A 19,325-nucleotide genomic window follows, 5' to 3' on the forward strand; every position below is an offset into this window, starting at 1 on the left:
CCCCCCCCCCCCCCCCCCGCCCCCCCCCCCCCCCCCCCCCCCCCCCCCCCCGCCAGCCGCCGCACCGATGTCTGATCCCGGCACCGCGATTGGGTCCGCGGACCCCTCCCCCTAACCCCCTCCCCCAAGGGGAGGGGGGATGCTTTGTGGCGTTGCCGGTTATTCCGCCCCTGCCATGAAGCGATCCAGCCGCTCTATCATCGCGGCCTTCTCGGCCTCCTCGGTAAAGGACCCGAGGAAGGCGTTGCGCATGAGGGCTCCGATCTCGGCGCGGCCGTAGCCGCCCTGCGCCTGCACGGCGCGCAGCAGGTTCGTCAGGTAGCCGCTGGCGAACAGGGCCGGGTCGTCGGTGTTGACGGTGACCCGGACGCCGGCGTCGAACAGTCGGCGCAGGCGGCGCAGGCGGCGCGGGCCGGGATCGCCGGGGCGCCAGGTCGGGCACACGGTCAGGCAGATGCCGCGCGCGATCAGTGCCTCGACGACGCGCGGGTCCTCGACCGCGTTGACGCCGTGGTCGATGCGCTCCAGGCGCAGCAGGTCCAGGCACTCGCGGATATGGCCGATGGAGTTCTCCTGGTCGACGTCGCAATGGGCGGTCAGGCGGTAGCCTTCGGCGCGGGCGCGCTCGAACAGGGCGGCGAACTTGCGCGGCGGGTTGCCCCGTTCGGCGGAATCCAGCCCGAAGCCGGCGATCCGGTCGCGCCAGGGCCGCAGGATGTCGAACAGCGGCCAGGCCTCGTCCAACGGCCGGTCGCGGTTGACGCACAGGATGAGATTGCTCGAAACGCCCCAATCGCGCTGCGCCTCGTCGGCCGCCGCCAGGATCCCGCCCATGAAGGCTTCGGCGGCCACGCCGCGGGCGAGATGGGGCTGCGGATCGAAGGAGAGCTCGGCGTAGATCGTATTCTCGTCCCGGCAGCGCCGCAGGTAGGCCGCCGTGAGGTCGTAGAAATCCCGCTCCGTGCGCAGCACCTCCATGCCGGCGTAGTAGATGGCGAGGAAGTCCTCGAGGCTCGCATAGTCGTAGCCCTGGGTTTTCGCAGCCGGATCGACGTCCGGCACCGGCAGGCCGTTGCGCTGGGCGAGCGCGACCCGCAGGGCGGGGCCCAGCGTCCCCTCGATATGCAAATGCAACTCCGCCTTCGGGACCGCGGCGATGAAATCGTCCGGCCCGGCCATGCTAGCGGTCCGCAAACACGTCGAGCCCGACGGTGCGCTCGACCAGCAGGAAGAAGGCCAGCGTGATGACGATCATAAGGGAGGAGACCGCCGCCGGGGTCGGATCGGGCAGATATTCGATATGCGACATCAGCTCGACCGGCAGGGTGCGCGCCTCCCGGGCCGACAGGAAGGCCGAGATCGTGACGTCGTTGAAGGAGAAGGTGAAGGCGATGATGGCGCCGGCGACGATGCCGGGCACGATCAGCGGGAAGACGATCAGCCAGAAGGCGCTCCAGCGCGTCGCGCCGAGGCTCTGCGCGGCCTCTTCGAGGGAAATCTCGCTGCCGGCCATGCTCGACCAGACCGAGCGCAGGGTGAACGGCGTCGTGACCATGGTGTGGCCGACGATCAGGTTCAGCAACCCGGCGTCCTGGGTCTCGATCAGGACCGAGACGTTGAGCAGGGCGAAGCCGACCACGACGCCGGGAATGACGAGCGGGCTGAGCACCGCGTATTCGAACGCGCCGCGGCCGTAGAAGCGGTGGCGCGCCAGCACCCGGGCGGCGGCGATGCCAAGCGCCACGGCGATCGTCGTCGACACGACCGCGATGACGACGCTGTTCCAGAAGGTCGACCAGACCCATTCGGATTCGAAGGCCGACAGGTACCAGCGCACCGACCAGCCGGGCGGCGGAAAGGTCAGGTAGGTCGAGCTGGTGAAGGACGAGGCCAGCGTCACGACGATCGGCGCGACCAGGAAGACCAGCCAGAAGACCGCCATCGCCGTGACCGCGCCGCGGCCGGAGCGCAGGAACAGATCAGCCATAGCTGCGCATCCCCCGGCTCGAGACGAAGCGGTGAATCGTGACGAACAGGATGCCGAGGATCAGCAGGACGATGCCGATCGACGCCGCCAGCCGCCAGTCGAACAGGGTGAAGGCGTAGTCGTAGAGCAGCGTCGTCAGGATCGGGGTCCGCCCGCCGCCGAGCAGGAAAGGCGTGGCGAAGGCGGTCATGGCCAGGCTGAAGACCAGCAGCGTGCCGGTCAGCAGCCCGGGCAGGGTGAGCGGTATGACGATGCGCCAGAACACGCTCGCCGGCGATGCGCCCAGACTCTCCGCGGCGTGTCGGAGATTGGGATCGATGCGCTGCAGCACCGCGAGCAGCGACAGGATCATGTAGGGCATCAGCAGGTGGGTCTCGCCGACGATGATGCCGATCTCGTTCTGGACCAGGGCGATCGGCCGGTCGATCAGGCCGAGCGCGATCAGCCCCTTGTTGGCGAGACCCGAATCGCCGAGCAGGACGGTCCAGCCGAAGGCGCGGACGACGGCGGAGATCAGGAAGGGAAAGATCACGACCGCGAGCAGCAGGCCGCGCCAGCGCGCCCCGCAGCGGGCGATGAACAGGGCCACCGGATACCCCGCCAGCATGCAGATCGCCGTGACGATGAGGCTGATCCGGATCGTGCGGTTGAGCGCCTGCTGGCCGACCTTGCTGTCGAACACGCCCAGCACGTTGGTAAAGTCCGGCCATTCGCCGGTCTCTGCGGTCGGCTCCAGCCCCTTGACCAGCAGCATGACGCACGGAACCAGGACGAAAATGCCGAACGCCAGAAGAACCGGCGTCGCCAGGCTGGCGGGGAAGCGGCCCGTGTTCACTTGAGGGCGCTCACAGGAACGCGCTCACGTCTGCGCCACGGACCCGCCGGCCGGCGCGTCCGGCCGCAGCAGCTTGATGGCGCCGGGCGGCAGATGCAGCCGGACGCTCTCGCCGACGGCGAATTCCTCCTGCACCGTCGCGATCAGCGGTCGCGGCAAGGCGGCACAATCGACCTGGTAAACGACGGCCGATCCCACATAGGTGAATTCGCGCACCGTGCCGGCCAGTTCATTCGGCCCATCGAGCGCGCGTTTGCTATCGACCGGCCACATCTTGATGTCGCCCGAACGGATCCCGAGCACGACCGCCGCATCTGCGGGCCGCGCCGCCGCCACATCGAGCGTCACCGAGCCATCGCTTACCGAAACGGCGACAGTCCCGTCGTCCTCCGCGCCGTCGCCAGCCGTACCCGGAAACAGGTTTTCGACGCCGAGGAAATCGGCGACATAGGCCGATTCGGGCTGTTCCCAGATGGATTTCGGCGCCGCCGCGCCGGCGACCGTGCCGAGGTTCATCACGACGATCTGGTCGGAAAGCGTGAGCGCCTCCTCCTGGTCGTGGGTTACGAAGATCGAGGTCACGCCGGTCTCGCGCTGGATGCGCTTCAACTCGAAGCGCATCTCGGCGCGGAGCTTGGCGTCGAGATTGGACAGCGGTTCGTCGAGCAGGAGCACTTCGGGCCGGATCACCAGGGCGCGGGCCAGGGCCACCCGCTGCTGCTGGCCGCCGGAAAGCTGGCGCGGATAGCGCCCGGCGAGGTCGGGCAGTCCGACGAGATCGATCGCCTCGGCGACGCGCGCCGCGGTCTCGCCGCGCGGAACCCTGCGCCGCCGCAGGCCGAAGGCGACGTTGTCGAACACCGTCATGAACGGGAACAGGGCGTAGTTCTGGAAGACGACGCCGAGATTGCGCCGCCACGGCGGCAGGGCGTCGACCGGCTTGCCGCCGATGCGCACTTCCCCTTCGTCGAGCGCCGCGAAGCCGGCGATCAGGCGCAGGGTCGTCGTCTTGCCGCAGCCGCTGGGGCCGAGCAGGCTGGTGAAGCTGCCGGCCGGGGCGGTGAAGCTGACCCGCTTCACCGCCCACAGATCGTCATACCGTTTCGATACGCCGGAAACCTCGACGTCGGACATCGCCCGATCCCGGAACCGGCCCCGGCGCGGAACGGTACGGCCTTACGCGGCGCCTATTTCGCGACGATCTCTTCCTGGAACTGCTTCAGCCAGCCGGCGAGTTTCGCCGCGATCTTGGTCGCGTCGTAATGGTGCATCCGGGAGATCTGGTCCGGAGTCACCATGTTGTAGACGGTACCCGCCGGGATCGGCACGGTCTTGTTGACCGGCGAATCGCCGGCTTCCTTGGCGATCCGCGCCTGGTGTTCCGCCGACAGGTAGAAGTTCAGGAACTGCTCGGCCACCTTCTTGTTCTTGCTCGCCTTGGTCACGCAGGCCAGGTTGACGACGCCGACACCGCCGTCCTTCGGCCAGGCGAAGCTCAGCGGCACCTTGGGGTCCTTCCGAACGAAGATGTTGAGCATCGGCGCGATCGAGGCGTCGCCCTGGTTGATCGCTTTCAGGATTTCGAAGATGCGGAACAATTGCACCCGGTCCTTGATCGTCGCCAGCTTGGCCATGCCCTTGCCGATGTCGTCGATGCCGCCGCCGTTCAGCTCGGCGATGCGGGTCATCACCAGCGGCGAATAGGACTGGCTGAGCACGGGATAGCCGGGGCGCCCCTTCAGGTCCTTGCGGAACAGGTCGTTCCACGAGGTCGGCGGCGAGTCGAAATGGTCCTTGTTGTAGGCGAGGCCGGCGCCGAGCACCGTGATCGCCGGGCACATGCCGCCGCCCATCGGATCCTTGGCGAAATCATAGAGTTGCGAAACGTTGGGGACGTTCGCCGGGTCGATCGGCGCCAGGATGCCCTCGTCGCGCAGGATCATCATCTGATGCACGGTCAGGAAGACGACGTCGGTGCCCTTGCCCTTCGTGGCCTTCACCTTGGACAGCCGCACCGCGGAGCGGCCGCCGTCGACAATCACCTTGTGGCCGGTCGCCTTCTCGAACGGCTCGGCGGCGTGCTTTTTCCATTTCGCGCCGTAGCCGCCGCCCCACACCGAAACGGTGATGGTAGCCGACTGTGCGGCGCCGGCGCCGAAGCCGATGGCCAATGCTGCAAGCGCCAGGCTCCGCACGGGGCTCCAGCCCCGCTTGCCGGCCGTGTCGACGATCCTGATCATAGTTCCCTCCTCATCCTCGGCGCCGGCAGGAAGCCGATGCCTTGCCGCCGCCCATTCAATCGCAGCCCACCGCAAATTTCCAGCAGAGTTTCCGGCAGCGAACGCCTGGTACGGTTTTCCTTTCAGGCGGGCGGGTCGCCGGGCCGCCAGCCGGCCGGGGCGAGTTCGAAGCCGGCAAATTCGAAGGCGGGCGCAACGGTGCAGCCGGCCAGCGTCCACGCGCCTTCGGACACCGCGCTCTGCCAGCATCCGGCCGGCACGACGATATGCGGCTCGGCGCCGGCCCCCGTGCCGAGCAACCGTTCGGTCACCGCCCTGCCGTCGGACGACAGCGACAGCCGCAGCGGCGCGCCGGCGTAGTGGTGCCAGATCTCGACGGCGTCGATGCGGTGCCAGGCCGAGGTCTCGCCGGCCTTCAGCAGGTAGTAGATGGCGGTCACCGCGGCCCGCTCGCCCGGCTTTGCGGGCGCCCGAAATGTCTCGCGGTAATGCCCGCCCTCCGGATGCGGCCGCAGCCCGTAGCGCGCGACAACCGCGTCGGCCCTCATCTCCATTCCCGACCGGTTCGTCACGGCCCGATTCATGCGTCTCCGCCGCCGCCGCGCATTTCCTCCAGATCGCCTTCCCAGCCGGAACCGCGAAGCGCCCGGGCCTCTTCAGGCACCAGGCGCGGCATCTGCTTCCACAGGCCGAAAGAGCCGCCGCCGTCGACCATCAGATGCTGGCCGTGGATGAAGCCGGCCTCGTCGGACGCCAGGAAGGCGACGGCGGCGGCGACGTCCACCGCCGTGCCGATCCGCCCTGCCGGCACGGCCCGGCCGAGCGCCTCGCGCAGCGCCGGGTCGCGGTAGATCGGCACCGACATGCCGGCCTCGACGAAGCCGGGCCCGACGGCGTTGACCCGCACGCCCCGGGGGCCGAGCGCCAGGGCGAACTGCTCGGTCAGCTTCGCGACCGCCGCCTTGGTCGCCGGGTAGGCGCCGAGGTCGGGCTTTGGCTGGACGGCATTGAGCGACGTGATGTTGACGATGGCGCCGCTGCCGCGCGCCGCCATGCGCGCGCCGGCCTCGCGGGACATCAGGAACACGCCGACGAGATTGACTTCGGTCACCTTCCGGAACTCCTCGACGGTATGTTCGAGCAGGTCCCCGGTGCGCACGATGCCGGCATTGTTGACCAGAATGTCCGGAGGTCCGCCGAAGGCCGACTCGAACCGTCCGAACGTGTCGACGACAGACTCCTCCGCGGTCACGTCGCAGCGGAAGCCCGCGGCATCCTCAAGCTCCGCCGCCGCCCGGACCGCGCCGTCGCCGTCGATATCGATCAGCCCGACGCGGCAGCCGTCGGCCGCAAGCCGCCGGGCGATCGCCAGACCCAGCCCGCCGGCCGCCCCGGTCACCAGCGCCGGTTTTCCGCTGCTGCCGCCCATGAATGCTCTCTTTCCGCCGCCGGTTCAGCGCAGGTCGGCCGCGATGCTGGCACAGTTGGATTTGGGGCGCAATTTTCCCGCAAACCGGTATCGCCCGGGCAGGATTGACGCCGCGGCCGCGGGGGCTTTATTCCGGACGGGCTTTATTCCGGACGGGCAGGCCCGGGGGCGGACAGGATCGAGCCGGACGCGCAACGCCGCGGCCCCTGGGGGGCCGCGGCGCGCGCCCGACCGGCGTTAGCGGGTTCGCAAGCCACAATTGCTCACAGGATACCGCCGGCTGGTGCCTCGTGGCAGGAGAAGAACCGGCCCGACCCCGGGTTGTCGAAGTCCGTGGAGCCGGAAAAGGCGGCTGCCTTCATGCCGGTCTACTCCCCTGCAGTGCATTCTTCGGACCGGGCGGACCGGTCTGCGTCGATCCCGTCTGGCGTTGCGAGCCCTCGTCTTCGGTGCCGCGACCCGGCAAGCCCGGTTACCGAACTCCCGGGCCGCGGCTGCCGCTTCGCCCGACGCGATTTCGCAACAACATGACATGCGAAAAAATAATTTCTAATACTAAGTTCTTTGTTGTTTTATTTGTTTTTCTTATGAAATCGGCTTTCGTCCGAACGCGGCCCGATCGGTCGGCAGCGCGCTCGGACCCCGGCCGGTTTGACGATCCGTCGCTGTTCAGGAATTTCCGGACGCGGCCGGGTATCGGAACCTGCGGGCGGCACCGAATTCCGCGGCGGCGGCTTTCCGGGCTAACTGCGCTTCGTGCGGTACGCGCCCGGCGTGGTGCCGACGATCCGCTTGAACCAGCGCGTCAGGTGTGCCTGGGAGGAAAAACCGCAGACGTCGGCAATCTCGACCAGCGGCAGGCGGCCTTCGGCGATCAGCGCCTTGGCGTGTTCGATGCGGCGGTCGGTGAGATAGCGGTGCGGCGCCGTCCCGGTCGCCGCCTTGAAGGCCCGGGCGAAATGGAACGGGCTGAGGCAGGCCTCGTTCGCCAGCGTCTCGACGGACAGGTCTTCGCTGAGATGGGCGTCGATGAAATCCGCGATCCGCCGCAAGCGCCGCGGATCGAGCGCGCCGCGGACGCTGGGCAGCGATATCGACGCCCGTTCCAGATTGGAATGCTGCCGCACGATCTGAACGCCCAGGGCCGCGGCCAGGGTCTCGACCAGCATCCTGCCGGCCGGCGCAGGCTCGGCCAGTTCGGCGTCAACCGCCTGCGCGATCCGTTCGATCAGCGGATCGCGGAAGCCGCCGTCGAAGTGCAGCTTGACGGTGTCCGGATCGACGTCGAGCTCCCGGAGCGCCGTATCAGACAGCGGCATCGCCGGCAGGAAGAGATGAAGCATCTCGGGGATATTGCCGTAGGCCTTGATCAGGTCTTCCCGGACGCCGGCGGGGCACAGCCAGATCATGCCCGGCACGGCATCGCTGTGCTGCAGCCGGCCGTCGCCGCGCCGCCGCAGATGCACGCGGCCTTCCATCAGGATTGCGATTTCGGTTTCGCGCGGCAGGAACTCGGCGAGTTCGCCCTCGGCATGGCTCCAGCGCTCGGCCAGCAGGCCGTCCCATCCGCGGTCGCGGCTCGATGCAAGCAGCGTTCCGGTCGTATATTTTGCCCGCCCGTGTCCTGCCAGAAGGACCACGTCGCACTACCCCGCGAAGCCGCCAGCCCGATTGACGCTTTGGGTCCAGCCCGAAGGCGGTCTGGATAATGCCGATTCTTCTTTCGCCGGCAGCCTCAAGTCAACGGTTTTACCTGTATCTGCTACCAAGATAGCAAGCACATGCAAAAACAGCAGTTATGGACAATAAATTAGTATTTTTTTTCGGAACTAAGCGGCGCGGAATGCAAAGGGCAAATTCGTGCAACGAAACAGCAGGTCCATGTAACACGCCTCGATCCGCCTTTGCTTTAGGGTCGATTAGTTGAAGGTGCCGGGCCGGCGCGGCGTTTCCCGGAGGTCGAATTCGCAGCATGTTTCGACAATTCCGGTTTCTCCATGCAGGCGCGGGCAAATCGAACCGGAATATTGAACGTCTGAAATTGATTAGGAAATTTGGATCGTGATCGACGTGTATTTCGGAACGAACAGGAATCCCCTGCCGGCGAGGGACCCGAGAGATTTCGGCCATCAGCTGAATAATCGCGGATCGTTCCTGCGCTTCGGAAAGGCGCAGGTTTCCGACGAGCTGGACCGCGTCGAAGAAATCGCCGTGGCGCCGGAACGGCTGCGGCCGGGCCGCCGGTCCCAGCTGCTCGGCAGCAACACGATATTCGCGGAGATCAGGGAAAGCATGCGCGCCGGAGTCGATACGGTGCTGTTCATCCACGGGTTCAACTACAGCTTCCACGAAGCGCTGATCGACGCCGCACTGCTGAAACGGACATACGAGACCGCCGAGACGCCCTACACCTTTTTCGTCTTTTCCTGGCCGTCCGACGGCTCGCTGATGCCCTATATCGCCTATGCGAACGACCGGGCCGACGCCCGCACCTCGGGGGCCGCGCTGGGCCGGGGCCTGCTGAAGCTCGGCGAATTCGTGCGGCGGGTCTCGGGCGAACTGGGGCCGCGGGTGCGCTCCGACCTCGGCCGCGATGCGGAGACGGCCAGGCAGCGCAAGGAGCTCTGCCCCGGCCGCCTGCACCTGATGGCCCACAGCATGGGCGCCTATGCGCTGCGCCACGCCGTCCAGGCCATGCGCCGGGAAGTCGGCGACGACCTGCCGCGCCTGTTCGACGAGATCCTCCTCATCGCCGCCGACGAAGACGCCGACGCCTTCGAACACGACCACAAGCTGGCCCTGCTGCCGAGGCTCGGACGCCGCGTCACCGTCTACCACAACCGCGAGGACATCCCGCTGGCGATCAGCGACCTGACCAAGGGGAACCCGGACAGGCTGGGCGCGGACGGGCCGGCACATCCGCATCTGCTACCGGCGAAGGTAACGATCGTGGATTGTACGGACGTTGTCGAGGGGATTCAGGAGCATCGGTATCATAAAAGCAACGATGTTATCGTCAACGACATTCGTGCTGCGTTGCTCGGCGGACCTGCTCACCTAATCAAAAACCGGACTTATTTTATAGAAGCGAATAGCCATCGTTTAGGCGCAGAAAGTTAGCCTCATCTTTGCTTTGGCGCCTCAATCCAAATTCAGAGGTCGGGTCGATTGAGGATCTATTTCGCATTACAGTTGCTGAGTGCTGATGCTGACATTCTCGCTGACGCGAGCCAAGATTGTGAGCGCGACACCAGTACCGATGACCGGCCAACCGGCGGTGTTCAGCGACCAGATTCACTGAGGTGCTGCACGGGTGCCTAAAATTCGAATCCCCAATCGGCGGCGAGGGCCTCGACCAGCATTCCACCGGGCGGCGCCAGCCGACCGACCCGTTCCATCGGCGGATCGCGGAAGCTGACGCCGAATTGCAGCCTGAGGGTATCCGGATCGGCATCGAGTTTCCGCAGCGGGATCTGCACCAACAGCTCCGTCAGCAGGTACATGTGGATCGTTTCGGCAATTGCGGCGCAGGCTTTGATCGTGTCCTCGCGGATGACGGCCGGGCAAAGCCAGATCATTCCTGGTAAGGCATCGCTGCATTGCAACCGGCCGTCACAGCACCGCCTCAGATGGACCGGGAATTCGAGCATGACTGCGATCACGCCTACACGCGGCTGGACTATCGCTCTGAGTCAGATTGCAGGTGGTTTCTCTCCGCATTGCAGGTCAACAAATTTACCGGACCGTGAATCGACGATAGCAAAAATGTGCAAAGACAGCAGGAATGGACAATGCCAAAGGATAAATTCCTTTCTGAAGTAATCACGTAAAGAATTCTCTGACAGCAATTCGATGCAAAAAAACAGCAAGATCAGATAACACAAATCAGGCAAAATATAGGAAAATACCTTCAACTGGCCAGATCGCTTCCGCACGGATACCAAACTTTGCGTTGAACATGTAAGGAACACGAACGATGAAAACGTACGTAAAGCTGCCTATTTTTGTTGCAATTGCATTGTTCACATTCTCCACGATTACAATGTATGTTGCTACGTCAAACATAAACAATGCTTCTGCAAATATGTGCCCAAATAACCGGTGCCGATAAGATTCAATATTCTGGATCGCACCTTAGAATTTATTTCTCAAGCTAACAGTACTATAAGCTTATCACTCCCTCAAACCTGAGGTATCGTCATGCACACGTTACTCTTGTGGGGCAGCATCGTAATCTGCTTGGCGATTGTGTTTAGTTTACAATTTAGAGCATTCGGAACCGCAGAAAAAGAAAGATCTCCTGAGAGTATTGTGAGTTTTTTTCACACTCACGAGTTTGCTGAAAAATGGCAAAGAAACTTAATAGCAATTGCCACCTCTGTACCGTTATGTTTCATTTTTGTGATTGTTGCTGAAAAATCAACCAAAGCAGGCAAGACATTTGTCAGAGATGTCCTGGACACCGGTCCGATCGATAGCGAACTGAAAAACTTTCTTGTCACGCTCTTGGAATTTACTCCGGATTATGCTTTTCCGTTCTTGGTTTTACTGGTTTCATTTTTGGTCTTTGGCGCTCAGTTAAAATTTTTGTATCGGTACATTGAGAAAGGAGTTGTATATTCTGCCGGTCTTTCCAGCAAAGCAAACAATTTGATTGCCGAATTCTCCTCAATTTTGTTAGACGGAACGGATTATTCGATAATTTTGGAAACGCTGGAACGACCAAGACCGAACAAGTTACCTCTTCCGGAGGAATTGGAGGGTGTATCCAATCAGTCGAAACTTTCATTTCAGCTGGTTCATCTCGCTAAACGGGATACAAAGACAATTGGATTGCGGAAAGCGCTAATTGCAATTGCAGAGAATCGCCTAACCGAAATTATTGATGACAAGAAACGAAGAAAATTGGAGAAGAAAATTTATCCAGAGCATGATGGCAGTACTTTAACCTCAGTGCAAATCGGGCTATTTTATGTATTTGCAAGTATTGTAATCTTTTTAATTGTATGTGGCCTTTACATTGGAATAGTTCCTTCGCTGTTCAAACTGTTCGATGGATCAAATATAGTATGGCCATCATATGAGGAAATTGACAGTTTGATTGACAGTTTATCGTTAGTCGTATTGGCGACAATTGTTCCGATGCTATTTGGAATACTGTTTCTCCAAAGGAGCAGCAATGGTTCAGGGAAAGCTGAAGCTCGAAAACATTTTGTGTTGTTTTCAGCGGTATTCCTTTTATCTTTGTTCGTTAATTTTTTTCATGCCGCCATGACTCGAATTTTGGCCATGGTAGGGTATTTGGATTCTGACAAGGAAACGAGGGATGTGTTTATTGAATTTCCCGAAGCGTTTTTTATCTTTTCACATTCTCTAATACCGAGTGCAGCAGTATTGGCTGTCGCATCGGTGAGTAAGGGAAAATTGCTGAGACAAGCAAGTATTGCTACGGCTATTGCGGTTGTTACAGTGGGTCATTTGTTATGTTACGCGGTATTTGAGTTAATTGCCGAAAAGAATTGGAATTTCTTTTGGCATCAAGGGCTGCTGGGATTCGTGTTGAGTGCTGCATCATTAATTTTGCTCCTTTTGTTTTGGAGACCCTCTCAAGCAAAAGTTCGTACTCTAAGCACATAGTTTCTATCGAGAATGTTTGTGGTATCCTAATAAAGTAAACCGGGGATTTTACGTTTTAATCAAGTAGCTTGAATTCTTTTTTTATTCTTTGGCAATACGCGAAAGAAGTTCTTTCACTTTTGTCGACTCTGTATATGTAGACCTATTGTAGTCAATCGCACCATAGATATACCGATCGGGTCGTGAGATAACGGCGTTTACGCCGGCTCTGCGGCACCAATAGGAGAATCGACCGTCGGTTTCTCGTAAAATGCTTATCCGAACAGGCAGGCCAATAGACCTGCCTGCCGGCGCCATTTTATCTTCTGGCAGCAGAACGAGGTTCTGTCCGCGTATCCCCCGCCACACACCTTCCATCCCCGCCATCCACCCCTGCGCCTCCATCCCCGTCGTCACATACAGCCATTCCATCGGGACCAGATCGTCGAGCAGGCGTTTGCTTCCGTCAGGGGCGTAGACCTCCGGCTGGGGCATCAGGGTGCCGGCGATCTGCTGGTCCCGCGGCACGCCGGACTCGAAATGGATCAGCCCGGTCTCCAGGTTCGGTATGAATTTCTGGCGCCGCGTCTCCATCCGGCCGGCCGCCAGGTCCGCCATCAGCGCCGCGTCGCGCGCCCGGGCCTTGTCCATGTCCAGCTCGCCGACGATCTTGCCGAATTCCTTGGCCGCCTCGACCACGGCGACGACATGGGGCCGCCGCTCGTCGCGGTAGCTGTCGAGCAGCGCTGCGTTGAAGCCGCAGCGCCGGATATGGACCAGCTTCCAGGCCAGGTTGGCGGCGTCGCGGATGCCGGAGCACAGGCCCTGGCCGAGGAAGGGCGGCGTCTGGTGCACCGCGTCGCCGGCGAGGATCACCCGCCCCTTGCGCCATTCCCGCCCGACCCGGGCGGCGAAGCGGTAGGTCGCGCTGCGCCAGATCTCCACCGCGTCGACGTCGACGAGGTCGGCGAGCACCGCGCGCACCCGCGCCGGATCCTCGAACTCGGCCGCCGTCTCCCCCGGCATGACCTTGAGCTCCCAGCGCCGCAGTTTGCCCGGCCCCGGAATGAAGGTCGCGGGCCGCCACGGCCGGCAGAATTGCGTGCCCTTGGCCGGGATCGCGGTCTCGCGCTGCTGCAGGGTATCGACCACCAGCCAGTTTTCGTCGAAGCCGAGATCGTCGAGCGGCAGGCCGAGCGCCTCGCGCACCCCGCTGTTCGCGCCGTCGCAGCCGACCAGGAAATCGCCGGTCACCGTCTCGGTCCGGCCGCTCTCCGGGTCCAGGATGTCGACCTCGACCCGGTCGCCCGTATCGCGGAAGCCCTCGACCGCCCGGCCGAGCATCAGGGTGACGGTCTCGCGCCGCTCCAGCGCCTCGCGCAGCAGCCGCTCCATCTCCGGCTGGACGAAGGTGAAGGTCGGCGGCCAGCCGAGGTCCCAGGGCGGCGGCAGCGGATCGAACAGCTTGATGACCTGGCCGTCGACGCCGCGGAAATCGGTGCCGGGATGGGGCCGGATGCCCTTGGCGAATTCCTCCGCCACGCCGCAGAACTGGAGGACGCGCATGCCCTCCCAGTCGAAGGTGATGGCGCGCGGCTTGTCGTAGATTTCCCGGTGCTTCTCGGCGATGCAGACGGTGAGCCCCCGCGCCGCCAGCAGGTTGCCCAGCGCCGCGCCGACCGGCCCGCAGCCGGCGATGACGACGTCGTAATGGGTCATCGCCTGTCCGCTATCGCCGTTCGCCCGGACGGCAACATTCGCCCGGGGATATCGGCCGGTCCGAGGGAAATGCCTACCTCCCGACCGACTATTCCCGCGAACTCCCATATTGCCACCCCGGCCGACCGAAGGGAGAGCCGGGGTCCAGAGTCGCCGGCACGGCCTGTCCGTGCGCCCCTGGACCCCGGATCGTCGCTGCGCTCCGTCCGGGGTGGCAAATGGGGGTTTGGGTCATTCATCAGCGACATTGTCGATGCTCCCCGCCGCCGTGCGACCGCCGGTAGTGCTGGCGCAGCAGGTCGATGCCGTAGTCGTTGCCGTTGGGCGTGCGCACGATGGTGTGGACGTGGAACTTCGTCGGCTCCCGGTTGGTCAGGAAGACGCCGCTGTGCATGTCGAACTCGATGAACGCGACCGGGCTCTGGATGCGGTAGTAGAAGGCGTCGGCCTCGCCCGTGCCGCCGATCCAGCAGAAATGCGTCTCGCCCAGGTGACGCCCGAACTCCTCCAGGCGCGCCTGGCGCGGCCCGTCCGGCAGCATCGAGAGATAGTCGCCGGCGAGGTCGGTCAGCATCTGCCGGTGCCGGGCTTTCATCGATCCGGCGTCCAGCCCCTCGTAGGGCACGATGCGGTTGTCCCGGTAGGCGCCGCCCAGATGCATATGGTCGGCGAAATGGCGCCGGCCCTCGGGCAGGCCGTCGCCCAGGATCGACCGGCCGACGACCGCCTTCTCCCGCTGCGCCGCCGGCAGGGATTTCATCAGGTCGAGGCCGCGGCGCTCATGATCCTGGAACAGGCGCAGGCCGGCGTGGCGCCCGGTGTCGGCGCCGGTGATCTCGGCGCCGAGGAAAGCGGGCGTCAGCACCATCTGCCCGCCGAGCGCCAGGCAGTTGAGCGACAGGTGATGGCCGAACAGCTGCCAGCCCCAGGGGTCGGCGGTCGAGGGTTCGCCGAACAGGCAGAAGGTGTAGCTCCATTCGTTCAGCACGCCGGGCGCGCCCAGCACCTCGCCGAGAAAGGCGTTGAGCCGCATGACGCCCTCGCCCGCCGCATAGCCGGCCTCGCTCAGGCTCGCCCGCACCACCGCCATGGCAAGGGCGCGCACCGGCCCGGCGGCCTTCTCCAGGCGCAGGCCGTGTTCCTCGACCAGCATCTCGGTGTTCTGCCACTTGTGCCACAGGGGCGAGCCGACCGGATGGAGCGCCCGCGTCCGTTCCGCCGGCGTCAGGGCGTCGAGCAGGCGCCACGCCGCCGCCGCCATGGCCTCGACTGGCGCGCCCTCCGGCTTCAGGGCGAACAGGCCCTCGCGCTTCCGCCCGTCGTTGGTGAGGCCGTAGAAGGGCTCGTCCGCCAGCGCCGCCCATTCGGCGAAGAGCTGCTGCGGCCGCGGCGAGGCCAGCCGCGCGGCCGTATGCGCTTCCGCCGTCGCGCCGGCGATCCGGGTTTCCCCGGGCCCGGGGACGAACGGGCGGTAATCGAGCTGCGCCATGGGGCCTTCCTGTCAGGAACGCCCCGATTCCGCAACCTCCGCCGCCGTCAGACCGCTTCGGACGCCGCCCGCGCCTGCCCGGCGGCGGCTTCCGCAGGGGTCAGGGCGAAAGCGCAGTAGCCGTCTGCCGCCGCTTTCCCGCACGCGTCGAGATAGGCCGGCACGCCGCCCAGATAGGGCATGTAGACCCGCGGCTTGCCGGGAACGTTGGCGCCGACATACCAGGAATCGCCCTCCGGCAGGAGGGTGCGCGCCGATGCGGCGGCGACCTCTTCGAACCAGATGTCCTCTGCTTCCTGGAGCGCCTCGATCGCGGCGAAACCGTTGGCGCGCAGATAGTCCAGGCAATCGGCGATCCAGTCGACATTCTGTTCGGCCGACGTGACCATGTTGCTGAGCACCGAGGGACTGCCCGGGCCGGTGACGATGAACAGGTTGGGAAAGCCGGCCACGGCGAGGCCGAGCAGCGTGGAGGGCCGGACATTCCACTTTTCGCTCAGGCTTCGGCCGCCCCGGCCTTTGGGATCGATTCGCCGAATCGCCCCGGTCATGGCGTCGAAGCCGGTCGCCAGGATCAGGGCGTCGAGCGGGTAGAGCGCCCGTTCGGTTCGCACGCCCTCCGGTTCGACCGTCAGAAGCGGCTCGTCGCGCAGATCGACGAGTTGGACATTGGGCCGGTTGAACGTCTCGAAATATCCGGTATCGACGCACAGCCGCTTGGAGCCGACCGGATGGTCCCGCGGCATGAGCTTGCGGGCGGTCTCCGGATCGCGGACCGTCCCGGCGATCTTGCGCCGCACGAAGTCGGCAGCGGCCTCGTTCACCCGCCGGTCCGTCGCCTGGTCCGGAAATCCGTAGCTGAATGTCAGGCCCCCGAGGCGCCAGCGCGCTTCGAGAATTTCCTGCCGCTCTTCGGGCGTCATGCCTGCACCCGGACGCGAATTGTGTTCCATCAGGGCGTTGTTGCGCGTCCGGCGCGCGGCGGCGCGGCGTGCCGGGTAGTCGCTTTTCCATTCGGCCTGCTCGGCCGGAGCCAGCGGCCGGTTGTGGGCCGGGATGACATAGTTCGCCGTGCGCTGAAAAACCGTGAGCCGGTCCGCCGCCCGGGCGACGATCGGAATGGTCTGGATCCCCGACGATCCCGTGCCGACGATGCCGACGCGGCGGCCGCTGAAATCGACCCCGCCGCGCGGCCAGTCCGCCGTTCTGTGGAGATCGCCCGCGAACGCGGCCAGCCCCGGTATTTCCGGAACGATCGGGACCGACAGGCATCCCGTCGCCATGATGCAGAAGGTAGCGTCGTAGCATGGGCCGGTCTCCGTCTCGATCGCCCAACGGCCCCTGTTCTCGTCGAACGTTGCGGCCGTAACCCGGGCGTTGAGCCGGATATCGCGGTGCAGATCGAACCTGTCCGCCACATGCCGGATATAGCGCAGGATTTCCGGCTGCGAGGCATAGCGTTCGGTCCAGGTCCACGCTTGCTGCACGTCGTCGGAAAACGAATAGGAATATTGCAGGCTCTCGATGTCGCACCGCGCGCCCGGATAGCGGTTGCGGTACCAGGTGCCGCCGATGCCCGCCTCGGCCTCGAGCACGCACACGGTGTATCCGCGCGCGCGCAACCTGTAGAGGGCATAGAGGCCGGCAAACCCCGCGCCCACCACGATCGCATCGAAAGTCATCGGCATCTTTCCGCTACCGGACACCTGCCGGAAATGGGGAATTCGGCAAAGATTCAATCACGGGAGAATTCATCGAAAACCGTCTTGAGTCCGTCAATAGCCGGCGGGCCGCAGTATCGGCGCCCATTCGGACCGGAGCGGCGAAACGCAATTCGCAGCGAAACCGGTCTCAATGGTAGTTTGGCAACCGAATACCTATCGCATCGGGAAGGGCATACCCATGAGAAAGATAATTTCAGCAATCGCTGTGGCCGGTATTGCGGTGGCCGTTGCCGGGTTCCAATCGGCGTCGGCAACGGACCGGGCCCGCGCTGCGATGAAGAATGCAAAGGGCGAATCGGTCGGCGAAGTCTCGCTGCGCCGGACGCATCAAGGCACATTGCTGCACGCGAGACTGTCGAACCTGCCGCCCGGCGCCCACGCCTTCCACGTCCACGCCATCGGAAAATGCACGCCGCCATTCAAATCGGCGGGCGGCCATTTCAATCCGGACGGCAAGAAACACGGCTTCGACAACAGCGAAGGCATGCACGCCGGCGACATGCCCAACATCCATGTCCGGGCCTCCGGCAGCCTGGAGATCGAGATTCTGAACACCCTCCTCGAACTCGGCCCCGCCCTGTTCGACGGCGACGGCGCGGCAATCGTGATCCATGCCGGGCCCGACGACTACCGGACGGATCCGGCCGGCGCCGCCGGCGCGCGCATTGCCTGTGGAGTCATCAGCAAGTAAGGCGTCGGGCGCCCGGGAGGGCCTGCAAAGGCCCGACGGTTGCAGACGAAGGCTATGTCCTGATATTTCCGGGGCCGAACGTCTGCCAGCGGAGCCTGCCGCCATGAAATTCGTCCTGACGCTGACCGTTGCGGTCGCCCTCGCCCTGACCGGTCTGTCGGGGCCGACCGCGGCCGATGCCGTAAGGGGCAAGAAGAACTTCAAGCGCTGCAAGGCCTGTCATTCGCTGACCGAAGGCAAGAAGCTGACCGGTCCGTCGCTGCACAAAATCTACGGGCGCAAGGCCGGCACGATGCCGAAATTCCGCTATTCGAAGGGACTGAAGCAGGCGGCGGAAAAGGGCCTGGTGTGGAACCGGGAAAACCTGATGGGCTATCTCAAGCACCCCAAGAAGTTCCTGCAGAAGTATCTCGGCAAGAAACGGGTCAGCAACAAGATGGCCAACAAGTACAAGAAAGAGAAATTCCGCAAGGACGTGGTCGATTACCTGGAGAGCGTGAGCAAGTAGCGCCGCTTGTCCGGCGCGCCCATTTCGGCTAGACGCGCGCCATGCGGTTTGCCTGGTTTGCCTTCATTCACGACCCGGACGACGCCTCCATGCAGGTGTCGGACGCGGATTTCCGCTTCGTCTGCGAGGTCGTCCGGTCGACGCACGGTCTGTCGAAGGGCCTCGTCTTCACCCCCTGGGACGTGCGCGATCTCTATTTCGACGACGGCGTGGCGCCGCAGCTCGCGCTGCAGCTCTATTTCGAGGACATCGAGGATCTGGAAAGTGCGCTCGCGCCGGACGGCCACCTTCACGCGCTGGCGGCGCCCGATGCGCTGCCCTCGCTCGCCGGCGCCGCGCGCGAACAGCAGGCCATGCTGGCCCGCGCCTTCCCCGTCCCCGATCCGGAATTCCGCACGCCGCCGGGCGAGCCGTACTGCACCTATCTGGTCCACTATCCCGGCGAGGCGGAGGACGTGAGCGCGTGGCTGGCGCACTATCTGGCGAACCACACGCGGATCATGGCGACCTTCCCGGCGATCCGCGAGGTCGAGGTCTGTTCGCGCCTCGACTGGTGCGGCGCCCTGCCCTGGCCGCGCATCGACCACATGCAGCGCAACAAGGTGGTGTTCGACGACGGCGACGCGCTCAAGGCGGCGATGAGTTCATCGGTGATGCAGGACATGCGCGCCGATTTCCATACACTGCCGCCCTTCACCGGCGGCAACCGGCATTATCCGATGAAAACGGTGGCGGTGGACCCGGACACGGGCGGCAAGTAGCGCAAGGCGCGCCCGGCTGCCGCTGCGCGCCGGCAACCTGCCTGACAAAAAATGATATTTCCTGACACCGGTACACACCCCCGCAGGGGCGCCGCCGGAATCCCCCTCCAACTGAATTCCTCCGCGAAGAACCGCAGGAATGCCAGGCGGCCCCCCTCCCCGAAGGGACTCCTCTGCGAACAGCCGCAACTATCCGCCAACGGACGCTTTCCTGTCCCTCCCCCTCTGCAGAGGGGGAGGGACAGGTGGGGGTGGAGTAGCGTCACAGGCTCGGCCCTACAGGCACGGCACCCCCATCGACCTCGCTGCGCTCGGCCACTTCCCCC

18 protein-coding genes are annotated in these 19,325 nt (G+C 64.1%); 5 read left to right on the forward strand and 13 right to left on the reverse strand.

Translation table 11 applies throughout. From position 1 onward, the window contains the following. Positions 1–159: 159 nt before the first annotated feature. From add to OXM58_20995, 8 genes are all read right to left on the reverse strand, one after another. The gene (gene add, locus OXM58_20960; GenBank protein MDE0150836.1) at positions 160–1,179 is read right to left on the reverse strand and encodes an adenosine deaminase; all 1,020 of its coding nucleotides are present in this window, start codon (positions 1,177–1,179) and stop codon (positions 160–162) included. A 1-nt stretch (position 1,180) separates the two neighbouring features. Then, the gene (locus tag OXM58_20965) at positions 1,181–1,987 is read right to left on the reverse strand and encodes an ABC transporter permease (GenBank protein MDE0150837.1); all 807 of its coding nucleotides are present in this window, start codon (positions 1,985–1,987) and stop codon (positions 1,181–1,183) included. After that, a complete protein-coding gene (locus OXM58_20970; GenBank protein ID MDE0150838.1) occupies positions 1,980–2,822 on the reverse strand; it encodes an ABC transporter permease in 843 nt (280 codons plus the stop codon). The genes OXM58_20965 and OXM58_20970 overlap by 8 nt, the downstream gene beginning before the upstream one ends. Positions 2,823–2,846: 24 nt before the next feature. Further along, on the reverse strand, positions 2,847–3,956 hold the full coding sequence (locus OXM58_20975; protein MDE0150839.1) for an ABC transporter ATP-binding protein: 1,110 nt from the start codon (positions 3,954–3,956) through the stop codon (positions 2,847–2,849). Between the two features lie 53 nt (positions 3,957–4,009). After that, a complete protein-coding gene (locus OXM58_20980; protein ID MDE0150840.1) occupies positions 4,010–5,062 on the reverse strand; it encodes an extracellular solute-binding protein in 1,053 nt (350 codons plus the stop codon). Positions 5,063–5,184: 122 nt separating this feature from the next. Beyond that, positions 5,185–5,646: a cupin domain-containing protein gene (locus OXM58_20985; protein MDE0150841.1), complete on the reverse strand. Its 462-nt coding sequence runs from the start codon at positions 5,644–5,646 to the stop codon at positions 5,185–5,187. Next, a complete protein-coding gene (locus OXM58_20990; protein MDE0150842.1) occupies positions 5,643–6,491 on the reverse strand; it encodes a glucose 1-dehydrogenase in 849 nt (282 codons plus the stop codon). Before OXM58_20990 ends, OXM58_20985 begins: the two co-directional genes overlap by 4 nt. A gap of 743 nt (positions 6,492–7,234) precedes the next feature. Next, positions 7,235–8,131 carry an AraC family transcriptional regulator gene (locus tag OXM58_20995; GenBank protein ID MDE0150843.1) on the reverse strand — a complete coding sequence of 299 codons (897 nt, stop codon included), beginning with the start codon at positions 8,129–8,131 and terminating at the stop codon, positions 7,235–7,237. Between the two features lie 421 nt (positions 8,132–8,552). Between OXM58_20995 and OXM58_21000 the strand changes: the two genes are divergently transcribed. After that, entirely contained in the window at positions 8,553–9,611 is a 1,059-nt protein-coding gene (locus OXM58_21000) for an alpha/beta fold hydrolase (GenBank protein MDE0150844.1), read from the forward strand. Between the two features lie 197 nt (positions 9,612–9,808). On the opposite strand, the gene OXM58_21005 is transcribed toward OXM58_21000, so the two are convergent. Both OXM58_21005 and OXM58_21010 read right to left on the reverse strand, forming a co-directional pair. Next, entirely contained in the window at positions 9,809–10,069 is a 261-nt protein-coding gene (locus OXM58_21005; protein MDE0150845.1) for a hypothetical protein, read from the reverse strand. Between the two features lie 307 nt (positions 10,070–10,376). Next, positions 10,377–10,556 (reverse strand): hypothetical protein, encoded by a 180-nt coding sequence (locus tag OXM58_21010; protein MDE0150846.1) that lies wholly within the window; start codon positions 10,554–10,556, stop codon positions 10,377–10,379. 135 nt (positions 10,557–10,691) lie between these two features. Between OXM58_21010 and OXM58_21015 the strand changes: the two genes are divergently transcribed. Continuing rightward, entirely contained in the window at positions 10,692–12,128 is a 1,437-nt protein-coding gene (locus OXM58_21015) for a hypothetical protein (GenBank protein MDE0150847.1), read from the forward strand. A gap of 81 nt (positions 12,129–12,209) precedes the next feature. Here the strand turns inward: OXM58_21015 and OXM58_21020 are convergent, their stop codons facing one another. The 3 genes from OXM58_21020 to OXM58_21030 all read right to left on the reverse strand — a co-directional run bounded on the left by OXM58_21020 (position 12,210) and on the right by OXM58_21030 (position 16,997). Next, positions 12,210–13,826 carry a bifunctional 3-(3-hydroxy-phenyl)propionate/3-hydroxycinnamic acid hydroxylase gene (locus tag OXM58_21020; protein MDE0150848.1) on the reverse strand — a complete coding sequence of 539 codons (1,617 nt, stop codon included), beginning with the start codon at positions 13,824–13,826 and terminating at the stop codon, positions 12,210–12,212. A gap of 238 nt (positions 13,827–14,064) precedes the next feature. Beyond that, positions 14,065–15,315, reverse strand: a complete 1,251-nt coding sequence (locus OXM58_21025) for a DUF3500 domain-containing protein (protein ID MDE0150849.1) — start codon at positions 15,313–15,315, stop codon at positions 14,065–14,067. Between the two features lie 47 nt (positions 15,316–15,362). Next, positions 15,363–16,997 (reverse strand): NAD(P)/FAD-dependent oxidoreductase, encoded by a 1,635-nt coding sequence (locus OXM58_21030; protein ID MDE0150850.1) that lies wholly within the window; start codon positions 16,995–16,997, stop codon positions 15,363–15,365. 316 nt (positions 16,998–17,313) lie between these two features. Between OXM58_21030 and OXM58_21035 the strand changes: the two genes are divergently transcribed. The 3 genes from OXM58_21035 (at position 17,314) to OXM58_21045 (ending at position 18,999) form a co-directional block, all read left to right on the forward strand. Next, the gene (locus tag OXM58_21035; protein ID MDE0150851.1) at positions 17,314–17,730 is read left to right on the forward strand and encodes a superoxide dismutase family protein; all 417 of its coding nucleotides are present in this window, start codon (positions 17,314–17,316) and stop codon (positions 17,728–17,730) included. Positions 17,731–17,833: 103 nt separating this feature from the next. Next, entirely contained in the window at positions 17,834–18,238 is a 405-nt protein-coding gene (locus OXM58_21040) for a c-type cytochrome (protein MDE0150852.1), read from the forward strand. A 41-nt stretch (positions 18,239–18,279) separates the two neighbouring features. Then, the gene (locus tag OXM58_21045; protein MDE0150853.1) at positions 18,280–18,999 is read left to right on the forward strand and encodes a hypothetical protein; all 720 of its coding nucleotides are present in this window, start codon (positions 18,280–18,282) and stop codon (positions 18,997–18,999) included. The last annotated feature ends 326 nt before the right edge of the window (positions 19,000–19,325 follow it).

It is taken from the genome of Rhodospirillaceae bacterium (genome assembly GCA_028819475.1).
Classification (GTDB): domain Bacteria; phylum Pseudomonadota; class Alphaproteobacteria; order Bin65; family Bin65; genus Bin65.

Bases quoted from the DNA above. Each gene is read 5' to 3' on its own strand.
- OXM58_20975 (MDE0150839.1), bottom strand. From the start codon at position 3,956: ATGTCCGACGTCGAGGTTTCCGGCGTATCGAAACGGTATGACGATCTG.
- OXM58_20990 (MDE0150842.1), bottom strand. From the start codon at position 6,491: ATGGGCGGCAGCAGCGGAAAACCGGCGCTGGTGACCGGGGCGGCCGGC.
- OXM58_20985 (MDE0150841.1), bottom strand. From the start codon at position 5,646: ATGAATCGGGCCGTGACGAACCGGTCGGGAATGGAGATGAGGGCCGAC.
- OXM58_21040 (MDE0150852.1), top strand. From the start codon at position 17,834: ATGAAATTCGTCCTGACGCTGACCGTTGCGGTCGCCCTCGCCCTGACC.
- OXM58_21045 (MDE0150853.1), top strand. From the start codon at position 18,280: ATGCGGTTTGCCTGGTTTGCCTTCATTCACGACCCGGACGACGCCTCC.
- OXM58_21030 (MDE0150850.1), bottom strand. From the start codon at position 16,997: ATGACTTTCGATGCGATCGTGGTGGGCGCGGGGTTTGCCGGCCTCTAT.
- OXM58_21010 (MDE0150846.1), bottom strand. From the start codon at position 10,556: ATGTTTGACGTAGCAACATACATTGTAATCGTGGAGAATGTGAACAAT.
- OXM58_20965 (MDE0150837.1), bottom strand. From the start codon at position 1,987: ATGGCTGATCTGTTCCTGCGCTCCGGCCGCGGCGCGGTCACGGCGATG.
- OXM58_21015 (MDE0150847.1), top strand. From the start codon at position 10,692: ATGCACACGTTACTCTTGTGGGGCAGCATCGTAATCTGCTTGGCGATT.
- add (MDE0150836.1), bottom strand. From the start codon at position 1,179: ATGGCCGGGCCGGACGATTTCATCGCCGCGGTCCCGAAGGCGGAGTTG.
- OXM58_20980 (MDE0150840.1), bottom strand. From the start codon at position 5,062: ATGATCAGGATCGTCGACACGGCCGGCAAGCGGGGCTGGAGCCCCGTG.
- OXM58_21020 (MDE0150848.1), bottom strand. From the start codon at position 13,826: ATGACCCATTACGACGTCGTCATCGCCGGCTGCGGGCCGGTCGGCGCG.
- OXM58_21025 (MDE0150849.1), bottom strand. From the start codon at position 15,315: ATGGCGCAGCTCGATTACCGCCCGTTCGTCCCCGGGCCCGGGGAAACC.
- OXM58_21005 (MDE0150845.1), bottom strand. From the start codon at position 10,069: ATGATCTGGCTTTGCCCGGCCGTCATCCGCGAGGACACGATCAAAGCC.
- OXM58_21035 (MDE0150851.1), top strand. From the start codon at position 17,314: ATGAAGAATGCAAAGGGCGAATCGGTCGGCGAAGTCTCGCTGCGCCGG.